The organism is Halegenticoccus tardaugens, assembly GCF_004116405.1.
Lineage (GTDB): Archaea > Halobacteriota > Halobacteria > Halobacteriales > Haloferacaceae > Halegenticoccus > Halegenticoccus tardaugens.
The window spans coordinates 83,864-105,500 of record NZ_SDIC01000008.1 but is presented as its reverse complement, the minus strand read 5'-3'; the positions used below and the strand labels follow the sequence as shown (position 1 = coordinate 105,500).

27 protein-coding genes and 1 pseudogene are annotated in these 21,637 nt (G+C 60.6%); 14 read left to right on the top strand and 14 right to left on the bottom strand.

Annotation, left to right across the window (positions count from 1 at the left end):
- Positions 1-315 precede the first annotated feature (315 nt).
- Positions 316-588 (top strand): hypothetical protein, encoded by a 273-nt coding sequence (locus tag C3L37_RS19305; RefSeq protein WP_129116194.1) that lies wholly within the window; start codon positions 316-318, stop codon positions 586-588.
- A 261-nt stretch (positions 589-849) separates the two neighbouring features.
- On the top strand, positions 850-1,254 hold the full coding sequence (locus C3L37_RS19300; protein ID WP_129116193.1) for a peptidase dimerization domain-containing protein: 405 nt from the start codon (positions 850-852) through the stop codon (positions 1,252-1,254).
- A 327-nt stretch (positions 1,255-1,581) separates the two neighbouring features.
- On the opposite strand, the gene C3L37_RS19295 is transcribed toward C3L37_RS19300, so the two are convergent.
- Positions 1,582-2,391 (bottom strand): enoyl-CoA hydratase/isomerase family protein, encoded by an 810-nt coding sequence (locus C3L37_RS19295; protein ID WP_129116192.1) that lies wholly within the window; start codon positions 2,389-2,391, stop codon positions 1,582-1,584.
- Positions 2,388-3,272, bottom strand: a complete 885-nt coding sequence (locus tag C3L37_RS19290) for a 3-hydroxyacyl-CoA dehydrogenase family protein (RefSeq protein WP_129116191.1) — start codon at positions 3,270-3,272, stop codon at positions 2,388-2,390. Before C3L37_RS19290 ends, C3L37_RS19295 begins: the two co-directional genes overlap by 4 nt.
- A gap of 165 nt (positions 3,273-3,437) precedes the next feature.
- Here C3L37_RS19290 and C3L37_RS19285 point away from each other — a divergent pair, with 165 nt between their 5' ends.
- Positions 3,438-3,944, top strand: a complete 507-nt coding sequence (locus tag C3L37_RS19285; protein ID WP_129116190.1) for a gamma carbonic anhydrase family protein — start codon at positions 3,438-3,440, stop codon at positions 3,942-3,944.
- Between the two features lie 61 nt (positions 3,945-4,005).
- Complete coding sequence (locus tag C3L37_RS19280; protein ID WP_129116189.1) at positions 4,006-4,968, top strand: MBL fold metallo-hydrolase; 963 nt, start codon at positions 4,006-4,008, stop codon at positions 4,966-4,968.
- A gap of 173 nt (positions 4,969-5,141) precedes the next feature.
- Here the strand turns inward: C3L37_RS19280 and C3L37_RS19275 are convergent, their stop codons facing one another.
- From C3L37_RS19275 to C3L37_RS24530, 4 genes are all read right to left on the bottom strand, one after another.
- Entirely contained in the window at positions 5,142-5,918 is a 777-nt protein-coding gene (locus C3L37_RS19275) for an enoyl-CoA hydratase/isomerase family protein (protein WP_129116188.1), read from the bottom strand.
- Between the two features lie 93 nt (positions 5,919-6,011).
- On the bottom strand, positions 6,012-6,827 hold the full coding sequence (locus C3L37_RS19270; protein ID WP_129116187.1) for an enoyl-CoA hydratase/isomerase family protein: 816 nt from the start codon (positions 6,825-6,827) through the stop codon (positions 6,012-6,014).
- Positions 6,828-6,909: 82 nt separating this feature from the next.
- Complete coding sequence (locus C3L37_RS19265; RefSeq protein ID WP_129116186.1) at positions 6,910-7,410, bottom strand: ATP-binding cassette domain-containing protein; 501 nt, start codon at positions 7,408-7,410, stop codon at positions 6,910-6,912.
- Complete coding sequence (locus C3L37_RS24530; protein WP_164974820.1) at positions 7,407-7,562, bottom strand: hypothetical protein; 156 nt, start codon at positions 7,560-7,562, stop codon at positions 7,407-7,409. Before C3L37_RS24530 ends, C3L37_RS19265 begins: the two co-directional genes overlap by 4 nt.
- A 165-nt stretch (positions 7,563-7,727) precedes the next feature.
- Between C3L37_RS24530 and C3L37_RS19260 the strand changes: the two are divergent.
- Positions 7,728-8,157 (top strand): annotated as a pseudogene (locus C3L37_RS19260) (IS1595 family transposase); the annotation flags it as partial.
- Between the two features lie 222 nt (positions 8,158-8,379).
- Positions 8,380-10,020, top strand: coding sequence for an acyl-CoA synthetase (locus C3L37_RS19255; RefSeq protein ID WP_129116185.1), 1,641 nt, complete (start codon positions 8,380-8,382; stop codon positions 10,018-10,020).
- Between the two features lie 440 nt (positions 10,021-10,460).
- On the opposite strand, the gene C3L37_RS19250 is transcribed toward C3L37_RS19255, so the two are convergent.
- From C3L37_RS19250 to C3L37_RS26030, 3 genes are read right to left on the bottom strand one after another with little or no spacing between them, the layout of a single operon-like run.
- Positions 10,461-10,742, bottom strand: coding sequence for a 2Fe-2S iron-sulfur cluster-binding protein (locus C3L37_RS19250; protein WP_129116184.1), 282 nt, complete (start codon positions 10,740-10,742; stop codon positions 10,461-10,463).
- 1 nt (position 10,743) lies between these two features.
- Complete coding sequence (locus C3L37_RS19245) at positions 10,744-11,226, bottom strand: GNAT family N-acetyltransferase (protein WP_129116183.1); 483 nt, start codon at positions 11,224-11,226, stop codon at positions 10,744-10,746.
- Between the two features lie 40 nt (positions 11,227-11,266).
- Complete coding sequence (locus C3L37_RS26030) at positions 11,267-11,449, bottom strand: amidohydrolase family protein (protein ID WP_449267290.1); 183 nt, start codon at positions 11,447-11,449, stop codon at positions 11,267-11,269.
- A 42-nt stretch (positions 11,450-11,491) separates the two neighbouring features.
- On the opposite strand from C3L37_RS26030, the gene C3L37_RS26025 reads away from it, so the two are divergent.
- From C3L37_RS26025 to C3L37_RS19210, 6 genes are all read left to right on the top strand, one after another.
- Positions 11,492-11,944 (top strand): hypothetical protein, encoded by a 453-nt coding sequence (locus tag C3L37_RS26025; protein ID WP_449267287.1) that lies wholly within the window; start codon positions 11,492-11,494, stop codon positions 11,942-11,944.
- Between the two features lie 341 nt (positions 11,945-12,285).
- The gene (locus C3L37_RS19230; protein WP_129116181.1) at positions 12,286-13,206 is read left to right on the top strand and encodes a Phenylacetic acid catabolic protein; all 921 of its coding nucleotides are present in this window, start codon (positions 12,286-12,288) and stop codon (positions 13,204-13,206) included.
- A complete protein-coding gene (locus C3L37_RS19225) occupies positions 13,203-13,577 on the top strand; it encodes a metal-sulfur cluster assembly factor (RefSeq protein WP_129116180.1) in 375 nt (124 codons plus the stop codon). The genes C3L37_RS19230 and C3L37_RS19225 overlap by 4 nt, the downstream gene beginning before the upstream one ends.
- A complete protein-coding gene (locus tag C3L37_RS19220) occupies positions 13,574-13,783 on the top strand; it encodes a phenylacetic acid degradation PaaB family protein (protein ID WP_129116179.1) in 210 nt (69 codons plus the stop codon). The genes C3L37_RS19225 and C3L37_RS19220 overlap by 4 nt, the downstream gene beginning before the upstream one ends.
- Positions 13,780-14,544, top strand: a complete 765-nt coding sequence (locus C3L37_RS19215) for a Phenylacetic acid catabolic protein (protein WP_129116178.1) — start codon at positions 13,780-13,782, stop codon at positions 14,542-14,544. The genes C3L37_RS19220 and C3L37_RS19215 overlap by 4 nt, the downstream gene beginning before the upstream one ends.
- A gap of 5 nt (positions 14,545-14,549) precedes the next feature.
- Positions 14,550-14,732, top strand: coding sequence for a PaaD-like zinc ribbon domain-containing protein (locus C3L37_RS19210; protein WP_129116177.1), 183 nt, complete (start codon positions 14,550-14,552; stop codon positions 14,730-14,732).
- Here C3L37_RS19210 and C3L37_RS19205 read toward each other — a convergent pair.
- The gene (locus C3L37_RS19205; RefSeq protein WP_129116176.1) at positions 14,729-15,163 is read right to left on the bottom strand and encodes a pyridoxamine 5'-phosphate oxidase family protein; all 435 of its coding nucleotides are present in this window, start codon (positions 15,161-15,163) and stop codon (positions 14,729-14,731) included. The two genes, C3L37_RS19210 and C3L37_RS19205, sit on opposite strands and share 4 nt — an antisense overlap.
- An 80-nt stretch (positions 15,164-15,243) precedes the next feature.
- Here C3L37_RS19205 and C3L37_RS19200 point away from each other — a divergent pair, with 80 nt between their 5' ends.
- Complete coding sequence (locus C3L37_RS19200; protein ID WP_129116175.1) at positions 15,244-16,089, top strand: enoyl-CoA hydratase/isomerase family protein; 846 nt, start codon at positions 15,244-15,246, stop codon at positions 16,087-16,089.
- 196 nt (positions 16,090-16,285) lie between these two features.
- Here the strand turns inward: C3L37_RS19200 and C3L37_RS19195 are convergent, their stop codons facing one another.
- From C3L37_RS19195 to C3L37_RS19180, 4 genes are all read right to left on the bottom strand, one after another.
- Positions 16,286-17,440, bottom strand: coding sequence for an acyl-CoA dehydrogenase family protein (locus C3L37_RS19195; protein WP_129116174.1), 1,155 nt, complete (start codon positions 17,438-17,440; stop codon positions 16,286-16,288).
- Positions 17,441-17,527: 87 nt separating this feature from the next.
- Complete coding sequence (locus C3L37_RS19190) at positions 17,528-18,910, bottom strand: UbiD family decarboxylase (RefSeq protein WP_129116173.1); 1,383 nt, start codon at positions 18,908-18,910, stop codon at positions 17,528-17,530.
- Entirely contained in the window at positions 18,907-20,406 is a 1,500-nt protein-coding gene (locus C3L37_RS19185) for a UbiD family decarboxylase (protein WP_129116172.1), read from the bottom strand. The genes C3L37_RS19190 and C3L37_RS19185 overlap by 4 nt, the downstream gene beginning before the upstream one ends.
- Positions 20,407-20,904, bottom strand: coding sequence for a hypothetical protein (locus C3L37_RS19180; RefSeq protein WP_129116171.1), 498 nt, complete (start codon positions 20,902-20,904; stop codon positions 20,407-20,409).
- 213 nt (positions 20,905-21,117) lie between these two features.
- Here C3L37_RS19180 and C3L37_RS19175 point away from each other — a divergent pair, with 213 nt between their 5' ends.
- Complete coding sequence (locus C3L37_RS19175) at positions 21,118-21,555, top strand: MaoC/PaaZ C-terminal domain-containing protein (protein ID WP_129116170.1); 438 nt, start codon at positions 21,118-21,120, stop codon at positions 21,553-21,555.
- The last annotated feature ends 82 nt before the right edge of the window (positions 21,556-21,637 follow it).

Below are 21,637 nucleotides of genomic sequence, written 5' to 3'. Positions count from 1 at the left end.
GTTCCGAGATGGATACGTATCGCTCATAGGGGGCCGCACTGCCGGAGGGGATGTTGCATCGCACTGCCGGAACTATCCGCTGCTCGTTCAGAACGGCGGCTCTAGTGCGGGCTCCGTTGTTATCGACGGCCGAGTACGCACGCGATCACGAGCGTGACGACAGCAAGTCCGATCGATCGAGCAGTTATCATCGGCCGAAGCTCGATTGCCGAACGCGTTATTGCTTCACCTCGAGAAGGCGACTCAACGACCCTGATGGTATCACGACGGACGGTACCGAAGCGTTGAGTAGGCGTCGACCGCTTTGCCGGAACGATGACAAACCCCCAGTTCGAGGAACTACGAGCACGGACTGCCGACGCGATTGCCGACGACGATCTCTTGTCGGTTTATACTGGACTCGTCCACGACGACGGCCGACACGAGTACTACTTCGGAAACGACACCGAAGATGCGACGGAACTCCAGGAGACGGCCGCGATCCAGCTCGGCATGTTGGTCCGTGTTCTCGCGGACCGCTCCGACAGCTCCATCGACGAGGTCACGGACCTCGCGGTCGAACGCGCCAAAGGAATGGAGCTCCGATGACCCGCGAGCGGTCGATCGCGGTAGGTTTCAGTCGATCTCGTCTCGGCCTGTAGACTCCGTACCCGTTCTGTCCGTGGGCGGGTCGCCGATCGACGTCTCACCGTCGACGATACCCGCAGCCCTAGTCGCTCGAGCGTCGCGGCGGACTGGGGCGGACCAGCGACGGGCGGATACGGATCGTGACTGAACCTACCGGGGACGAATCGGGCGAGGACGCTATCGAATGGCTTGCGACCGATAAGGCACTGATCTCGATCGGCCGTGCTCCGGTCTCTGACACGGGAGGGGGGACCGTCGTGGCCGGTCTCGACGAAGCACTCGCACTCTTCCCGATTCGACATCACCTTCGAAGGTAAGTCGGCACACGCCGGTTTCGCGCTGAACATCGGGCGGAACACGGTCCAAGCGTTGGTGACTGCTGCCAGCAATATATACGGAGTCCCCTGCCACGCGGAGGAGTCGACACGGGTGAGCGTCGGCGAGCTCTGGTCGGACAACGCCGCCGACGTGATCGCCAATCACGCGACTGCGAACCTGGAGATCCGCGGCGACGAGACCGAACTGATGGAATACATGCGCGAGTCGGTCTACCGCTGTCCCAACTCCGCGGCGGAGATGCACGACTGCTCGGTCGACATCTCGGTCATCGGGGAGGTGATTCGGTAGGAATGTTTCCAGCCGATGGTCGATCTCGTCGCCAACGTCGCTGAGGGCGTCGATGGCGTCGACAACGTTATCCCACGGGAGTCTTGGGTGCCAGCGAGGACGGGACTTACCTGATGCGGACCGTCAGCCAGAACGGCGGCACCGCGACCTACCTCGGGATCGCGCGAGCAACCCGAGCGGTCACCAGACGTCGCGGTTCGACATCGACGAGATTGTCCTCCCTGTCGGCATGTTAATCCTCTCGACATCGATCCTTGAGTTACTGGCGTGAGGGGGGATCGGCGGACATTAACTGTTTTGCCGTTCGGAGTCTCGTTCGAATATCGATTAGCGTCCTTTCCACTGCGGGTCGCGACCCTCGAAGAAGGCGTCGATACCCTCGTTTTTGTCTTCGGTGGCGAACAGTTGTACGAACAGCTCCGCCTCATAATCGATGCCTTCGTCGAGTCCCATCCGAGATGCCGCTCGGACGCTCTCCTTGGCGAACTCGAGTGCGACGGGGCTCTTCGCCGCGATTGACTCGGTGAGCGCCCCGACCCGCTCTTCGATCTCGTCTGGCGCACAGACCTCGTCGACGAGACCGATGCCGGCGGCCTCCTCCGCGTCGACGAGTTCACCTGAGAGGACGAGCTTCATCGCCTGTCCCTCACCGACAAGCCGCGGTAACCGCTGGGTGCCGCCGCCGCCGGGGATGAGACCCAGGTTGATCTCGGGCTGTCCGAGTTTCGCCCCGGACTGAGCAATGCGGATGTCGCAGGCCGTTGCCAACTCGAGTCCACCACCAAGCGCGTGACCGTTGATGTGGGCGACGACTGGCGTCTTCATTTCCGCGACAACCTCGTAGACACGGGGACGCTCACTCGCCCGCCGCTGTTCGAGCATCCCTCGTTCGCGGAGTTCGTTGACGTCGGCACCGGCGACGAAGGCGTTACACTCTGCCGACCCGGTGATGACGACGACGCGACTGTCGGATGCCTCGACGGCCGGCAGTACGGTCGACAGTTCGTCACGGACCGTCGCGTTCAACGCGTTGCGAGCGTCCGGTCGATCGATCGTGATCGTGGTGACACCATCGCCGCGGTCGACGCAGATCGTCTCGTAGTCTGCCGCAAATACGGTCTCCGGGTTGTCTGTCATTGGTTGCTCCACTCGCCACTCGTCGCGACCGGTTCGCCGTTCTCCCAGACGTAGAACCCCTCGCCAGACTTCTTCCCGTTTTTCCCGGCCCGCACTTTGCGCTTGAGCAACTGCGGCGGCTTGAACCGCTCGCCGAGTTCCTCGCGGAGGTACTCGAGGATGTCGAGGCGGACGTCCAGTCCGACAACGTCCGTCAGTTCGAGCGGTCCCATTGGGTGATTGTAGCCGAGCTCCATTGCGTTGTCGATGTCCCGCGGCGAGGCGACACCCTCCTCTACCATCCGAATCGCTTCGACGCCGAGCGCGACGCCGAGCCTAGAGGAGGCGAACCCCGGTGCGTCGCGCACGACGACTGGGGTCTTCTCGACGCTTTCAACGTAATCAGTGGCGAACTCGAGCGTCTCGTCGCCCGTCCGCTCGGCGACGATGACCTCGACGAGCGACATAATGTGAACCGGATTGAAGAAGTGCAACCCTACGAATTGGTCAGATCGCTCAAGCGCGCTCGCCAGTTCGGTTACGGAGAGCGACGACGTGTTGGTCGCGAGCACGGCGCGTTCGTCGAGGAATTCTTCAGATTCTGATAGGACACTCTGCTTCAGGTCGAGTTTCTCCGGCACCGCTTCGACCACGAGGCCGGCCCCGTCTACCGCCGTTTGGAGGTCCGTCTCGCCGGAAATCCGGTCGAGCGTCGCGGCCATCTCCTCTCGGGACACCTTGTCCCGCTCGACTCCACCCTCCAAGTTCGCTCGGATGGCGTCGATTCCGTCGGCTACTAACTCCGCTTCGAGGTCCCGAAGGACCACTTCGTGACCGGCCATCGCACTGACCTGCGCGATGCCATGGCCCATCGTACCTGCGCCTAGTACAGTAACTCGCATACCTCAACACGGCACAGCGGCCACCTTAAATTTTCGTATCGGAGAGGTATCGACGCGTCCTCTTCTAGGCGCACCAGCGGAACGACCCGTCTCGGCAGCGGTGGAAGAACGGCTTGTCTCAACTCCAGCGGAAGAATCATGTGGGTGGTCGATAAGGCACCGTACATGCAAGAGTCGATCTACGGAGCGCTACCGACAGTTGCAGAGTCGGCGTTCGTCTCCAAGATGGCCTACCTCATCGGGGACGTCACAGTCGGTGAGCAGTCGAGTCTCTGGCCGTTTGTCTGTCTACGGGGCGACGAGGATGGTGTCCCGACGACCGTTGGTGACGAGTGCAACGTCCAGGAGTTTACGATGCTCCATGGGGCCGCCCTCGAAGATGAGGTGTCGGTCGGCCACAGCGCCGTCGTCGACTACGCCACCGTCGGTGAACACTCGTTGGTTGGGATTAACAGCGCGGTGCTTCGGGACGCGACGGTCGGGCCGAACTGTCTCGTCGCGGCAGGGAGTCTCGTCAGACAGGGACAAACCGTCCCGGAGGGACATCTCGCCTACGGTGTCCCAGCGGAGACGCGTCCCCTGAGCGACGCTCAACGGGCGGAAATCGACCGAGTGCACGACCACTACCTCCAGATGGGGCAGGAATACAAACAGACAGGGCGATTCGAATGACGGCAACGACAGAGCGACGGGTTCCCCGGCGATCGTTCATGCAATACTTACTCGCACGACTATGACCGCGTTCCGCATCCCTCACGAGCACGGGAGTCCAGAGGGCGAAAACAGCACGTACGTCTTCCCAAAGCGTGGAGTCGTCATCGATCCCGGGCCATCAGGTGACAGACCGTACGCGACGCTCTGTGCCGGACTCGACGACCGTGGACTCGACCTCACGGACGTCGGGGAGATCCTTGTGACCCACTGGCACTCCGACCACGCGGGTCTCGCGCCGCGTCTAGCGACGGCCGCAAAGGCGCGAATCCACATGCATGTCCAGGATGTACCGTTGCTCAGCGACTATGCGGTGGCGCGACGTCGACGGACGCGACGAGACGCGGCCACTCTCGAACGGTGGGGCGTGCCGGCCCCGGTCGTCTCCAATGTCCGAGCGAGCGACGCCCCCTCGTCGATTCCTGACACCGTCCCCGTGGTCGGACATGAGGATGGAGACAGCGTCGTCGGTCTCACGTTGCACCACACGCCCGGACATACGTGTGGCCATGTCGCCGTTCGGGCGGACCGAACGCTCTACACCGGTGACGCGGTGCTTCCCATGTACACTCCTAACGTCGGCGGGAGCGACACCCGTACCGATGGAGAGAACCCGTTGGCGACGTATCTTGACACGCTCGACCGTCTCTCCGAGTTGGACGTTGACCCGCGAGCGCGTCCCGGTCACGGGCAGTCGGTTTGCCTCCCCGAGCGCATCGAGACGACGAGAGAGCACCACCGAGAGCGCGTCCGTGCCGTCGTCGAGGCGACGCCGACAGAGGAGATGGTGACTCCGTGGGAAGTCGCCCGGACCCTCTTTGGGGAGATGTCCGGTATCCATGCCAAGATGGGTGCGGGTGAAGCCGCGGCTCATCTCACGTACGCAGAGACGCTCGGTTTCGTCGAGCGAGTCGACGAACAACCCCGCACCTACCGAGCGACCGCACGGTCGAAACAGGCGGTGGAACGCTCGATGAACCACTGATACCGTAGCCTGTTTTCTCGACCTGTAAACGCCGTCCTGACTCGCAGGCGAGTCCTCGCCATGAGGTCGACAACCGAACGTGTACGGCGAGCCATTGGCGTTGGCGATCGGAGTCACAGTTGCTTCCACCGTCGCGCGCTGTTCCCTGAGAAATCGTGTTCGAACGCCGCCCGTTACTTCCCTTCGAACTCCGGGTCGCGCTTGTCACGGAACGCGCGAATCCCCTCCGCGTGGTCCTGCGTCTTGATAAGCGTGCTCTGTGCGAGCGACTCGACGACCCCCGCCGTCTGCATGTCGGTGTCCCGAGCCGTGTTGATCACTCGCTTGGCGAGGCCGAGTGCCTGCGGCGGTTGATCGAGCAGGTCCTTGGCGTACTCCTGTGCCGTCACCGACGGGGTGTCCGAGAGTCGTTCGACGACGCCAAGACTGTGGGCTCTCTTCCCGTCGAACAGTTCGCCCGTGAAGATGAGGTCTTTCGCTTTCCCCGCACCGACGACCTGGACGAACCGCGAACAGCCACCGAGTCCGGGGATGAGCCCGATGTTGTGTTCAGGGAACCCGAACGTCGCATCCGGTCTCGCGATCCGGACGTCACACGCGAGTGCGAGTTCGAGCCCACCGCCGACGCAGGTGCCGGTAATGGCGGCGATCACTGGTTTCTCCAGCTCTTCGATACCGGTGAACACCCGTCCCAGTACCCGGGAGTTCGACCGAAACTCCTGTGTCGTCCACTGTTGGGCCTCCTCGAACAAACTGATGTCAGCGCCGACCGAGAACACGTCGTCCGCGCCGGCGAAGACGCCGACGCGGATTCGGTCGTCGCGAAGTTCGTCGACCGCATCAGCGAGTTCGTAGCGCACCTCCTGACTGATCGCGTTGACCGGTTCGTTCGCGAGCTGAACGGTCGCGACGCCGTTTTTGACCGTCACGTCGAGTGTCTCATAGCCCATTGGTCACACCAACCGTAGCTACTATAATGGTTTTTTCGGTAAAAGCGGCGTAGGACGCTCGACGCGAGGCGTCGTTCTACGCCTGTCCTGCGCTCACGTCCAGTCCGGGGATCGTTTCTCGAAGAACGCGGTCAGTCCTTCGTCAAACGTCTCGGAGTCGCTGATACGCTTTATCGTGTCACGTTCGCGTTCGAGATGTCGGTCAAGGTCGCCGAACAGCGCCGTATCGACGAGCGTCTTCGTCTCTGCTTGGACGCCCCTCGGAGGCATCGTCATCGTCGCCGCGTACTCCATCGCTCGAGTTCGGAACTCGGCTGCCGACCCGCCGTACACAACGTTCGCGAGGCCGAGCTCCTCCGCCTCGGCCGCCTCGATGGAACGCGGTGCAAACAGCAGTTCTCTCGCTCGGTACGGCCCGACCGTCTGCGTCAGGAAGAACGGCGTCGCGTTGTCGGGCGTGAGGCCGATCCGGGCGTACGCGGTGTCCAGTACCGACTCCTCGTGCATGACGACGAGGTCACAAGCGAGCGCAAAGCCGAGTCCACCGCCTGCGGCCGCACCCCAGATGGCGGCGATAACCGGCGTCTCGGCGGTTCGGATCGCCCGGATGAATCGATTCGACGCGGCAGCAGTCTGATCGATTAGCGATGGTCGTATCTCGGGTGGCGTCTCTTTGAACCTCCGGAGGTCGGCCCCGACGGAGAACTCACCCTCACCGATCAACACTACGGACTGCACGTCGTCAACCGCCTCCTCGACTGCCTCCGTCAGCGCGTCGACCATCGCAGGTGTAAACGAGTTGGCCGCTTCGCCCCGTCGCTCCATCACCACCCTCGCGACGCGCGTCTCTTCGACAGGCTCGACATGCCTGACGACCCGTTCATGATAACGTTTCGTGTCCGTGTTCATTCGAGATCCCTCCGTCGCTGATTTCGTGTGTGGTATTTCTGTAATGCTGGTCGAACCATCTTTTGTGGCGCTGTTCGGATCATCAGTGGACTCCGAGGTACGACTCCACTGTCTCACGCTCTGCGAGAAGTTCCGCCGGCGGTGCCTCGTGGACGATGCGTCCCCGCTCTAAGACGTACGCGTAGTCTTTTATTTCGAGTGCCATCTCGGCGTTCTGTTCGACGAGGAGGTCAGTGATCCCGTCCTCGTTGAATTCGTGTGCCGTTTCCATCGCATCGTCGACGATCTGCGGGGTGGATCCCTCAGATGGTTCGTCGAGCCTAGGGTGGTCGGGGGTCGGCCCGACCATCGCTTGGGCAATCGCGAGCATCTGCTGTTCTCCGTCGCTCTTTGTCCCTGCGATCTGGTCTCGGTGTTTGTCGAGTCGGGGAAAGCGGTCGAACACGTCGCTGTGGATCTTCATCTCCTCGACGTTGGCGGCGAGTGCGACGTTGTCCTCGGCGGTGAGGTTCGAAAAGACGAGTCGGTCTTCTGTTACCCACAAGACGTCCTTGCGCCGGATCTCGTGTGGCGCGGGGTTCATGATTCTCCGAATCCTCGTCGTCTTCCCGGCTCCGTCGGACCGATGACCGTTGTCACCTCTCCCGCCAGTGTTTCGGGTGAAAGTTCTTGGATCGCTCTCATGGATTCGAAATTCTCGTTCTCGGTATCGATCTCGATGAACGGCTCGACCATAGCACGTGTTTAACGTTTTCGTACATATATCCTCTCCTTGGAACTCTCGGACGACATCTTAAATCAACACAATAGATAGTAGAAGTGTCTCGGTGTATAAGTATGGTCGTTTGGAGGGGGAGTCTTTGGTACGCGAAACTACCAGTTAGTGAGTCGAGTAAATGGGATGAGAGTCCGCGCTCGCGCGGACTCAAAAAAGGACGAGAACGATTCGACTCAGGCAAGCCACCAGTGTTGATACTCATCCGTCATCCCGACGGACCAGTTCGGTTTCTCGCGTGTAGGGATCTCAAAGATGCCGACGAAGACATCGCTGTATCCGGAGCCAGAAGCGTGATTCTCTGTACCGACGACTACACGATCTACAGCGAGATCGAGAAAGTGGAGGGCGTGGAACATCAGATTGCCGTCCACGCCTTCCGACACACACGTGATCAGTTACGCTCACACAAACACTCGCGAGAACCATCATAGATTACTTCGTCAATGGCTGACGAAGTTTAGAGGTGACTTGAAACATCATCTTCAATAGTGTCTCAACTTTCTCGGACTGAAACTCAACTCACCCGCCGATTGGTTCGAAAAGTTCCCCTGTACAGTGTATCGGGATGAGCGACTTCGAGAAGGTCCGTGGATAGGATCCGATGATCTCCCGTCTCTCTCTCGCCATCACCCGCATGGAGGAGACGCCTGTCCGACGCACGAACGGTTCGCTTCGATATCAGCCAAGTGACCGAACTCGACCCGACCACCCGACGTCGATTGGCCGTGTTCACCGTAAGTTATTTCATGGTAAACCAGTATCGTCTATCCGCATATGCAAGAGAATATTCCACAGGGATACCTCCCTGATCAGGATACTACTCCGGATTTCGTCCATCCGCTTCCCGAGTTACATTACCCACAGCAGCTCAACGTCGCAGCAAAACTCGTCGATACACCCGTCGCCGAGGGTCAGGGCGAGAACGTCGCCATCAAGTTCGAAGATTCTGAACTGACGTACACCGAGTTGCAAGAGCGAGTGAACCGGCTCGGCAACGCGCTTCGCGAACTGGGCGTCGGGCCAGGCGACCGGGTGTTAGTCCGGTTCTCGAACCGGCCCGAGGCCGTCATCTCCTGTCTGGCGGTGCAGAAGATCGGTGGCGTCGCGCTTCCATCGATGAAGCTGCTTCGCGCGAAGGAGTTGACGTACATCATCAACGACGCCGAAGCGACGGCCGCCATTGTCTACGACAAGCTATTCGGCGAACTCGATGCTGCGCTCGACGATCTCAAGACGCTTGACGAGGTGATCGTCGTCGATCGAAACGGAACCAACCATGACCACCACGACTTCGACGAACTCCTCGAAACTGCCTCCCCGAAACTCGAACCTTACGAGACTAAACGCGACGACCTCGCGCTGATGCTCTACACGAGTGGGACGACTGGACGACCGAAGGGAACTTTCCACACGCACCGGCAGCTGCTCGCCACTGCGGACAGTTACGCGCGGTACTGCCTCGAACCGACCGAGGACGACGTCTTCGGCGGGAATCCGCCGCTTCCCTTCGCGTACGGCTATGGCGGACTGGTCACGTTCCCGCTTCGGTTCGGCGCAAGTACAGCGCTCGTCGAGGACGCGACACCCGAGTCGTTGCTCGACGCCATCGAGTCCCACGGCATCACCGTCTTCTGTTCGATCCCCACGGGGTACAATCAGATTCTTGCGAAACATCCCGACGGTCCCGAGCGGTACGATGTTTCGTCGCTTCGCGTCGGGATGAGTGCGGGAGAACCGCTCACCCCGACGACGTTCAACGAATTTCAGGACGAGTACGGTATCCCGCTGCTCGACGGCATCGGGACGACGGAGATGCTCCACATCTTCGTCAGCCACCGGTATGACGGTCAGATTGACCCGAGCGCGACCGGGTTCCCGGTCCCGGGCTACGAGTGTAAGATCGTCGACCCAGAGACGAAAGAGGAGGTCCCTCGCGGTACTCCAGGGCTGCTCGCCGTCCGCGGTCCGACCGGGATGACCTACTGGAATCGGCCGGACAAACAGGAGGAGGTTGTCGCCGACGGTTGGTCGCTCCCGGGAGACATCTTCGTCCAACGAGAGGACGGCCGCTTCGAGTACAAATCACGCCGCGACGACCTAATCATCTCCAGCGGATACAACATCCCCGGTCCGGAAGTCGAGACGGTGCTGGAAGGTCACGAGTCGGTCGCCGAGGTGGCCGTCGTTGGCGTCCCCGACGATGAGCGCGGTCAGATCGTCAAAGCGTTTATCGTCTCGACGCCCACTGCCGAGACGAGTGATGCACTGATCGCGGAACTCCAGAATCTCGTGAAGAACACGCTCGCACCGTACAAGTATCCCCGGGCGATCGAGTTCGTGGAGGCGCTCCCGCGAACGGAGACCGGAAAGATCCGACGGACCGAGCTTCGGAAGCAAGAGCGCCAACTCGCCTGATGCGACGGTCCCGTTCCTAAGTCGTAGCCCTCCTCCTGTAGAGACACTCTTCTCTTGACGACCGGCCGGGAACCGTCGGTCCGTCCGTCTCGAAGGCCCTACGTCTAATCACGCCAAAAGTTAACGAACAACGTATACTGACGCGTTTACGCCCGCTCGAATTGCTTCTGTCCTTGCCACCTTACCCGGTATGCCTGAAGAAAGCATGGAGACGTACAGCCCTATCGTTGTAATGGGATATACTATCTTATTTCATCTCCTTCTCAAGTTCCTCTCAGAAAAGATTGAGACAGTGAAGTGTTACAGTTGTACGGTTGTGATGGATAGTGGGTGGAGATTGTAAACATTAACTGTAAACACCAGTCATGGACGGAGTTCGGCGTCGTTACTCACCAATTCGATGGACACGAGAGGAGAGGGTAGTTCGGACCCCAGGACGGTTACGGACCAGTGTTGGTCTCGATTTTCAGATCGGAGCGAGGTTTGGCGATACACGTCAGCACGTATCCCTCCTCCCGCTCACTGTCCGAGAGAAACATCCCTTCCGTTTGGTCGACCTCACCTTCGAGAATCCGCCCCGAGCAGACGCCACACACTCCCATCCGACACTGGTAATTGAGATCGAGACCGACCTCCTCTGCTGCTTCGAGTAACGGCTTGTTGGCCGGAACCTCGAGTGTGATTCCCTCGTCGACGAACTCGACTTCGTACGTTTCAACCATATCACTCGAGACGTTTTTCGTAGATGTGTTCGACTGGACGGAGCCCGAGTGCTTCGTAGACCTCTTCAGCGGTGTCGTCGCCTTCGATCGTGTTGATCCTAAAGAAATCGACTTCACGTGGCGGACTCGCGAACCAGTCTGCTGCCGCTTCGACGAGCGCTCTGCCGATCCCTTGATCCCGGTGGGATTCGGCGACGAAATGGCCGTTGATGTAGCCGTGGTTCTCGAGACGGAAGATCGGATGGTTTCCCATCACTCGCGCTTCGGCGATCCCGACGAGTTCGCCCTCGTGTTCGGCCACGAACACGGTACCGTACTTCGAGTCGACGAGGTGGCTCTCGAAGTACGACAGCCACCGGTCGTCTGCGCTCTCTTTGTGGCGGTATCGTTCGTCGTACTCCGAGAGGTGGGATGTGAATCCATGCCACAGTTCCAGCAACTCGTCTTCGTCGCTGGGACTGGCCTGTCTGACTGTGAATTCCATACCGGATGGTCGGTAACCTACATTAAATATGTTGTCCCTCTCAGAGACCGTACAGTTCTTCGGCCGTACCGCGGAGTATCAAGTCGACGACGGCGTCGGGACGCTCCAAACGCCGCAACGCTTCGACGTTGTCGCCGATGTCGGGGACCATCGGTCCGGGCCAGTTGCTCACGAACAATACACGTTCGACCACCTCCTCGATGTCCTGGAGGTAGTCGAGCAGGTTCTGTGGAGGGAATGACGAGATGTCGAGGTAGACGTTGTCGTGCCGAGAGAGGAGGAATCACGCTTCGTCGGTGTACATAGGCCGCCCGCATTGTGCCACGACGACCGGGAGATTGGGGAAGTCGACGGCGACGTCGTCGAGTTGTATCGGGTCGGTGTAGCGCGAACGCACACTCGGGAAGATACTCTCCCCCGGGTGAATCATGACGGGGACGCTGGCGCTCTCACATCGCTCATAGAGGCCGCGCAGTCCCTCGAGGCCGCGCGTGCCTGGGCCGTCGCGGGAGTCGTTCGCGTTGATCCCTTGGTGAGGCGGATGGAGTTTGATTCCGTCCAGCGCGAGGTCGTCGATCGCTCGTTTGACGACTTCTTCGGGGTTATCGGCGAGACGCGGATCAAACCCGCCGAACGCTATGATTCGGTTGGGGTTCGTATCGAGGAACTTCGCCGCCCACTCGTTGGTGTCGTGGGTGTACTCCTATGTTCTCTGTAACGTAGTTGATGATCGTGGCCATAGGGACTCCGTGCGAGTTGAGATAGGAGCCGAACTCGTCGGGGTTCTTTGCGAGTGTCCGCTTCGCGGTGAAGTCCGTTAAGGGGGATTCGAGCGTCGATCCGCCCTCGTCGTTCAGGCGCCAGAACGGGTTCATGTGGGCGTGCGTGTCGACGACACCGTCAGATGGTGTCCTGCTCCGCTTCGATATGGTACGCCCTCTCGGTATTGGGACAATAAATCCTCGGTCGTTCTCGCCTTGCGCCGCCAATAATGACAGTGTAATAATACTAGAAAGAGTTATTAACGATGGCTTCTCATCTTTAGTTGAGGCAACTACTATGGTCAGCGAGCAGCAGTTCAAGAAAGAGCTGCAGAACGGACGGATGATCGAATCGACCAATGAGATGACCGACGGCTATCTGAAAGCGCTGAAGACGATCCTCAAGGTGTCCGGCGACACCGAACTCATGAGCGCCCCTGCGTACTACGAGCAGTCGCTCAACGCACCCAGTCTGGACGCCCGCACGTCGTGTGTAAGCGTCATCCAGGACGAACTCGGCCATGGACATATCGCCTACCGGCTGCTGGAGGACCTCGGCGTCAGTCGCGAGGAGCTGATCTACGAGCGAGAGCCTCACGAGTGGCGGAACACGTACGGGTTCGACCAGCATATCGACAACTTCGCCGAACTGGTCTCCGCACACGGGATGTTCGACCGTGCCGGTATCGTCCTCCTCGGCGACATCCACGAGAATACCTCGTATGCACCATGGAAGCGCGCACTGACGAAAGTGAGCAAAGAAGAGCAGTTCCACCTGCGACACGGCGAGACGTGGATGCGTCGCCTTGCCCGGAAGAACGACAAGACGAAACAGAAGCTCCAAGAGGCGGTCAACTGGATGTTCCCCATCGGCATGGAATGGTTTGGTCTCCCGGACGACCAGAAGCAGCACGACGACCAGTTGGAGTACCGCATCAAGGGGAAGTCAAACGACGAACTCCGGCAAGAGTGGATGGACAGCGTCGTCCCGCTCTGTAAGGAACTCGGACTGGACATCCCCGCTCACTACGACGAGGAGCAGGAAGAGTACGTCCTCGAGTACGACATGCCAATTGCGTTCGACGAGAAGAACAAGGAGTGGCTGTACGACCAGCCCATCTCCTGGTCCGACGTCATCGATCGCTGGCGCTCGCGCGGTCCGGCAAACGAGAAGTACGTGAACATGCTCCAATCCGGGAAGCTGGAGGTCAAAGCATGAGTGTGAACGTGGCCTCCCATGAGAGCGGTATGATCGAACTCGGACCCGACGAGGAGACGACAGCGTTCGAGCGTGATCTGTGGAACCTCATCGACGAGATCCCCGATCCGCACATCCCCGTTAGCCTCGTGGAGATGGCGATGATCTACGACGTGCAGGTCGACGACGGTGACGTCACCGTCGAGATGACGTTCCCGTGTATGGGCTGTCCCGCCTACGAGTTCATCCAGTCGGACATCAAGAGCATCCTCCGTCCGGTGTCGGGTGTCGACTCCGTGACGGTCGACGTTGTCTGGGACCCGGTCTGGTCGAAGGAGATGCTCACGCCCGACGTGCGCGAGAAGATGCGCGAGGCAGGTATCAGCCTATGAAATACGAAGTTTTCGCCCGACTCAACCCGGGCGACGAGACGATCCACGTGGGCCGCGTCGAGGCGGACAGCGACACGCTGGCGAAGTCCTACGCGCGGACCACGTTCGACGAGGAGAGCTGGGACTACATGGCCGTCGTGCGACGGGAACACGTCGTTGAAGTGACTGGTGAACACGCGGCACCGTCGCCTGAGGTGGATGCATGAGCGAGTGGCCGACCGAGGCGGTCAACTACATCCAGGCCATCGCCGACACAAAGTTGGTACTCTCTCACCGCTACGCCGAGTGGATGCTCGGCGGCCCCAGTCTCGAGGACGACATCGGCGGTGCGAGTGCCGCCCAGGACGAGGTTGGACACGTTCGTCAACTGTTCCGCCTCCTCGAACAGCAGGGACGCGACCCCCAGTGGCTGGAGGGAAACCGCGACCCTGAGGAGTTCTGTAACGCGGAACCACTCGACGAGACGCCCGATACATGGGCCGAGTACGTCGCGACCGTCTCCGTTGTCGACAGAGCGGCCTGGTACATGCTCGACTCGATTACCTCCGAGGACTTCCGCGGACTGGTCGACAAGATCGGTGAAGACGAGTTCTTTCACCTTGAGTATCAAGACGCGCGACTGGAGACGCTCGCAGAGGAGAACCCCGTGGAGCTGCAGCAGGCACTCGAAGCGGTGCTGCCGCAGGCACTGACGTTCGTCGGCCCCAAGGGGTACGACGCCGACTCCGACCCCGTCGTCCAGGCCGGGTTCAGCGACCGCTCCGCGGCGGAACTCCGCTCCGCACTCCTTGCTCACTACGAGACGTTGCTCGCCGGGACCGGCGTCTCACTCGACGGTGTTGACACCGAGGGACCGACGGTCGACGAATGGGGGAGCCGACGCCGACGGGTCAGCACCAACGCGATCAGCCAGTCGGTCGTCGACTCGCTCGTCGGAGTCAAGAACAAGCAGTTCGCGGCGGAATGAGCGTCATGAACGACGAGTCCGACGCTGAACAGTTCGTCCCGACGTGTCCCTTCTGCGGGTCACAGGACGTCGAACAGGAGTCGGCGTTCGGGTCGGAGATCTCGAAGAGCCAGTACTACTGCAACGGCTGTCACACGATGTTCGAGCGACTCAAGTACGACGGCGAGCGGCCCGACACCGGTCGCTAAGGTAAGAGCCGTCGGAAGTCCCACGTGACCTCGGTCCGTGGCTTCAGTGCGATCTTCACCCGGTCGTGTCCCTCCGCTCCGTCTATTGATTTCACCGTCCCGAACAGCGCCCGCTCAATCTCCTTCTCAGTCTCTCTGTCATCGACGACGCGTGCGTCGCCACGCCACATGATTCCCCGATGCTGGATGTAGTCGTGGCCGCCAGCGTCGACTACTGCCGCAGCTTTTCCGGTCTCTCTGACGTTCCACGTCTTGACCGCGTCGTCGTCGGTCTCGAAACAGACCAGCCCGTCCACCTCGGCGAACTGGACCGGAACCACGTGCGGGAGTCCGTCTTTGCCGACGGTCGCGAACCGCATGACCGGTACTTCTTCGAGGAGCTCTGCTCGCTTCTGGTCGGTGAGTGCGATCTTGTCGTAGTCTCGAGGCACACTCCCCGTTGGGGGATGCCAAACATGATTCTTACTCCATGGAAATCTATATGTAGGTGGGTCGTGATGGCAAGCATGTAATGGACTCGTTTAGCGAGCTCGAGCTAGAAAACTTTACGACCGAGATGGACGGCCACGTGGGCATCCTTCGGATCGACCGCCCACCAGCGAACGCACATGACCTCGACATGATTATCGAACTCCAGTCGGCAGTGGAGAGCATCCGCTTCGACGAGGAAGTTCGTGTGGTCGTGCTCGCGAGTGAGAACGAGAAGTTCTTCTCGTCGGGTTACGACATCCAGGCGTTGCAGGACAAACCTGGTCGCCACATCGGGAAGGCCAGCCAGACGAGCAAGGAGACGATCATGAAGATGCGAACGACGGACACGCTGTTCATCGCCGCAGTGGACGGCCACTGTATGGGCGGCGGTCTCGAGTTCGCCCTCGCCTGTGATTTCCGCTACATCGGCGACGACGACTCGTACAACGTCGGCGTCCCGGAGGTCGAACTCGGTCTCATCCCGGGCGAGGCCGGCACGCAGCTGCTCCCGCGCTACATCGGCCGCTCGAAAGCGCTGAAGATGATGGTAACGGGTGAGACGCTCAATCCTCAGAAGGCGCTCGACATCGGCCTATTCGACGAGATCCACCCGCCGGAGGAACTCGAGGAGAAGGCACTCGAGTTCGCCCACCAGATCGCCGAACTCCCGAACCGTGCGGTCGGCTTCGACAAACTCGCCGTCAACGAGGGGATGGAGCTCCCACTCTGGGATGCACTCGCCCACGAGCGTGAACTCCAGAACCAGCTCTTCGAGACGGCTGGCGCGAAGGAAGGGATCTCGGCGTTCCTCGAGAAGCGCGAACCCGACTTCGTCGCGGCCGAACTCGGCGAAAAGGAAGTCGAAGACATCACTGCAGACGACTAATCCGACGACGTAGACGCACCGACGCGATCGGCCGACCACTTTTTTAGCTGCAAGTCCCGTCAGCGCAAGCTGTGTCAGTCTCTCGTCGCGGCGAGTCGTGACTACAGCAGCATCGTCTCCGTTGGACAGGTGTCGATCTAGTTGGTAACCGAGCAGAGACGAGACGGCACCGGAATGGACACCGGTGGGTGGCAGCTCAGAGTCCGAGCGCTTCGCGGGCAACGGTCGTCTTCTGGATCTCCGAGGTACCACCGATAATACTCAGGATCTTCGCGTCTCGGTAATAACGTTCGAGCGGCAGATCTTTCTGGTAGCCTTTGCCCCCATGGATTTGCATCGCGTTCCGCGTGATGAACTCGGCGGTGTGACTTGAGACGAACTTCGCCTTGCTTGACCGTCGGGTGTCACCCTCGCCTGCTGCAATCGACGCTGCCGAATCGAACGTCAGATGACGGGCACCGTCGAGTTTCGCGTCCATCTCAGCGACGAGCACCTGCACGGCTTGATAGCTCCCGACGGCCTGTCCACCCTGTTCTCGCCTCCCGGCGTAGTCGACCGCACGGTCGAACGCCGCCTGTGCGATCCCCGTTCCGATCGCGGCCAGCCCCGTCCGCGCCATGTCGATGGTCCCCATCGCGATACGGAACCCTTGCCCCACCTCGCCGAGCAGGGCATCGTCGTCGACAACGACGTCGTTTATGACCGAGTCGCCGGTGACGTGACCGCGCATTCCCATGAAGTCCCGCCGCTCGTATTCAAACCCGTCGACGTCGGCGGCGCTCGGGACCAGCAGCACGCTCACCCCGTGGGAGTCCTCCGGCGCCGGGTCGATGCGGGCGACGATCAGATGCACGTCTGCGACCCCTGCGTTCGTCCCGAAAGACTTCTCGCCGGAGACAATGTACTCGCCGTCTCGGTGTTCAGCGCGCGTCTCCAACTCGGTCGGAGAGCTCCCCGCACCCGGTTCCGTGAGGAGCATCGATCCGATTTGTTCTCCGACGATCATGGGCGCGAGGTACTGCTCACACTGCGCCTCCGTGCCGAACCGTGCGACGGGGAGAGCGGCGAACGTGTGTCCCTGGATGCTCTCTGCGACCGCGCCGCTCGCCCGTGCGATCTGTTCGATCGCGAGACAGTAAGAGACGAAATCAGCATTGAGACCGCCGTACTCCTCGGGGAGGAGGATTCCGAGCAGGTCGTACTCCGCGGCGGCCTCCATCACGTCCCGCGGGAACTCGTTTGATGATTCGATCTCTTCCGCACGGGGTTTGACGACGTCCGAGACGAACGCGGTGGCTTGGTCACGTACCTCTCGGTTCTCCTCGGAGAGGGAGTTCTCTATGAGCGCCATGTGAGAACAACGCACGCCGGGGCTCATAAACTCTTTCGATGCGTCGCTCGTCTCGACACATCGACCTCGTTCGAACTCCGGTGTTCGTCACTCGAGGGAGTTCGAGAACCCCATCTCGCTCCACTGTTCGGTGACAAACTCGCGGACATCGTTGGGGAACGATGTCTCGAACCCGACCCGCGGTGCGATGTATTCGTCGTTCCACCTCGGGTCCCACGTCGCGTCGATGTACAGACGCGACCCAGTCTCGCCGTCCTGTCGGTAGCGCGTCACCGTCGCGGTTGGCGCAGACGGGTCGCTGAACTGCCAGTCGTGCGACGGATGCGCCTTCACCCAGATGTCGTCGAACGCTCGGGCGAGGTTCGCGGGAGGCGTGTCTTCATCGAGGACAATCACCTTATCGAACAGCCGGGAGAACGAGAACAGCGTGTTCGCGAGCTGCCACTCGAACCCGGCGTATAGGATCTCACTGGAGATGAGACAGACCCCCAGCTTCGTCTCTGCAGGGAGAGAGACCCATTTCACCGGCTCGACCCCCCAGTAGTGGTTGACTCGCCGGAGCAGTCGAGCGGATTCAACGAGACTCAAAAGATGCACGTCGTCGGCGAGAGGTGCGCCGAGTGGTGAGATCGGAACGATGGGATCCTCGCGAGAGGCGATCGACGACACGCGAACGGCTATCGTCGTCGTCGACGTTGCGTGCTCCCAACTCTCTACCGGGCCGTTTCCCCGTTTGACGTTGGAGTCGGTCACCGTCCCCTTGAGGATGAGTTCGCTGCTCGCCGGAATCAACCCTCCCTCTGTCGTGGCGAGCGGAAACTCATCGAGCGCGTTCGCGTTCGCGATCGCGTGTGAGAAGCTGGTGTCGCCGGTCCACTGGAGCGTCGCGGCGACGAGACTCGCCAGCGGCACGCCGAGAGCAATCGTCACTAAATTCCCGGCTGACAGCGAGCGTGCGAGTCCATCGGGGACGACGATCTCGAGACGGTCCCCCCGCGTCACATTCGCTCTCACCGGAGCCCAGGTGGGTTCGCCGTCGGTTGAGATCGCCAGCAGTCCGAGAGTGATCGTCGGTGTGTTCGAGTCGCCGAGATCAGGGAATCCGAGTGCGAACAGATCGTCGTCTCGTGGTTCGGCTTCGAGTTCTGCTTCGCGAAGCGACGACTGCGACGGGTCTGCCTGCGCAATGTGCTGCACGAGCGCCGTGTACTCGTCGTCGATGTCCAGTGCCTGCGCCGTCCGCGACCACGGTTCGACGGAGCGGGGCTGCATCTGGTCCGGCCCGCCATACACGCCACTCACCACCCGCGTTCGCTCGGAGACGTTCTCGAAGCAAAGCGCCGGTCCGTTCTTTCGGGCGGCCTCTGCCGCTATCGTGGGCAAGTCCGTCGTCCAGTGAACCTCCTCCTCGATCGTGAGTAAAGCCCCAGCCTCGTCGAGCGCCGCGACGTGGTCGCGGAGGGAGGTCATCGGTCTCCCTCCGTCGGCGACGCCAGCGACAGCCCCGCCCGCGAGAGCGTATCTCGGCCCTTCTGTCTCAACTCTTCGTCACCGAGATACGACGGAACCGTCGGGGATTCCTCGTCGCGGGTCGCGTCGATGTACGCCTTCGCCGTCTTGGTCTTCGAGGTCCCGGTCTCGGCGTCACCTTTCTCTTCGGGCGTCTGGTAGATGTTTAGCGGCACTTTCGGCATCGTCTCAACGCCGAACTGGTAGAAGTCTTCGTTTGGATCGGCGTTGAGCGCGATCGCTTCGAGCACCGCTCGCTGATCCAGCGGGTCGACGTCGTTGTCGACGAACACGAAGAAATCGACGTGGAGCATCCCCCACGTCGTGAAGATGAAGTTCGCAAGGTTGTGAAGATACCCCTTTTCCGATCGCTCGGTCGCAACGGTGTACACCGTTCGCGGTGTGAACCGCCACGGGGCGCATCGTTCGACGTTGAACCCGGCGGTGCGGAGACCGAGCGTCGCGTCCGGCCCGACGCACGCCAACTCCATCGTGCTGCTCGAGTTGAGGTCGTGTCCCGTCCCGACCCCTTCGACACAGAAGGGAATGTAGGGTTTGTTGCGATGCGTGATCGCGTCGACCTTGAACACCGGCATCGACCGTCTCGGTCCATGCATGTAACCGAAGTAGTCGCCGAATGGACCCTCGTCGAGTCGGCGGTCGGGTAACACTGTCCCTTCGATGATGACTTCCGCATTCGCCGGCACGTGAAGATCGTTCGTCTCACACTGGACGAGTTCGACCGGCTCTTGTTTGAGCCCTCCCGCGTAGTCCGCTTCGTCTCGTCCGGTTGGGATCCACATAACCGACGAGAAGTACACTGCTGGTTCCGTTCCAATGGCGATCGCGATCGGCATTGGTTCATCACGTCGCTCGTACTTGTAGTAGTAGAGGTTCGGTGTCTGCTCGCCGGCGAGAAACAGGATGCTCGCTTTCGTCCCCGAGTGAATCATTGCCCGGTGGTACGACCAGTCGACCCACTCAGAGTCGGGGTCGGTGGTGATCATCGTGTGCAGGTTCGAGTACCGGCCGCCGTCACCGGCGTGGATGTAGGGCCAGGGGAACTCGAACAGGTCGACGTCCCCGTCCGTCTGTATTACCTCTTTACAGGCTGCGGTCTCCTCGTTGACGACCGTCGGCGGAATTGGCGATTTGAGTCGCTCGATGGTTGTCTCGTAGTACTCGTCTCCGGACAGTCCGTCCGGCAGTCCGAGCGCCGCCGCGATTCTGTCCCATGGTCGTCGTCGGGCCCCTCGATAGGGGTCACCAACCAGTTTCGCCTCCGTCTCCCCCGGGTTCGTGATAGTCTCGAAGACGGGAACCGTATCGTCCGTCTTGTCGGCCATCATCGTAACCGCGCTGGCCTGCAGGTTCCATGAGATCTCCTGCGAGATGTGGTTCAGCTCGTCTCTCGACTCGAGGAGCTGGAGGTAGTCGCGAAAGCTCTCGACGGCCATTTACTCCCCACCCCCTAGCCGGGTGGTCAACTCCTCTCGTTCGAGTTCCGTCCGGACGTCCACGTAAGTGTCAACGAGTTCGGGGTATCGGTCGGAGAGATGCTCGCCGAGTATCGACCGGACTGCCTCCGACACCGACTGGTACCGTCCCGTCTCGACCAGATACAGCAACAATGCGCGGAGTTCGTCCGAACGAGCGTTGACGACGTTCGACTCGGCTTGGCTCCGTTGGATGCAGTCCCGCAGGATCTCGGCGTCGACGTCGAAGAGCGTCACATCAGTTTCGATAATCTCGATGTACCACTCCTCTTCGACGTTCTCGTGTGGTCCTCGGACGATCGTCAACGAGTCGGGCGACTCCAGATTACCCGGACTCCGGTCGATCCGTGCGCGAGTAGTGAAGATCTCCTTCGTCTCTGAGTCTGTGACCTGGATCGTGATCTCTCCTGTGAGATCCTCTGGAAGGTGTTCCTCAGACGTGACGTACTCGGCTGTCACCGCCACCACCTCGATGGCTGCGGGAGAACGCTGTATTCCATACGCGTAAACAATTACATGATACTACATAAGCCCTTCCCGATTCTTCAGTCCGGCTCCACATATAGTATATCTCGGAGAACAACACCGATGAGCCCTCCATCCCCTCGCACTTTTCTCACCGATACACGAGTATTTTTGTGCACTTAGACGAGTTACCACAGACAGCTATCCATGCTGTACTACGAAGATCTTGAGGTAGGTGCCGTTCACAAACTCGGCAGCCACCGCGTGACTCGTGACGAGTTGGTCTCGTTCGCCGAGCAGTACGACCCACGGCCACGGCACGTCGGCGAGTCGACAGAGACTACGACGGACCGGGACGTCGTCGCCAGTGGGTGGCAGGTATCGAGTATCTGCATGCGGCTCTTGGTCGACGGGTTTCTCTCGGATACGGCCGCACTGAGCGCGTTCGGACTCGAGGAGTTGCGGTGGGAGCATCCGGTCCGCCCGGGTGACACGATCACCGCGTACTACACGATCGCCGACAAACGCGTGTCCAATAGTCGAGGTGACCGAGGATACGTCGTCAACGAGGTGGCCGGTTACAACCAGCGCGACGAGGAGGTCGTCTCCTGGCAGGCCACGACGATCTTCGAGCGACGGGAGTAGCCGCTGTCCGTCACACTCGAAACGATCCACGCATCGCGGATCGATACAGAATACCGAAACGCTCAAATGAAACGTACTTGTT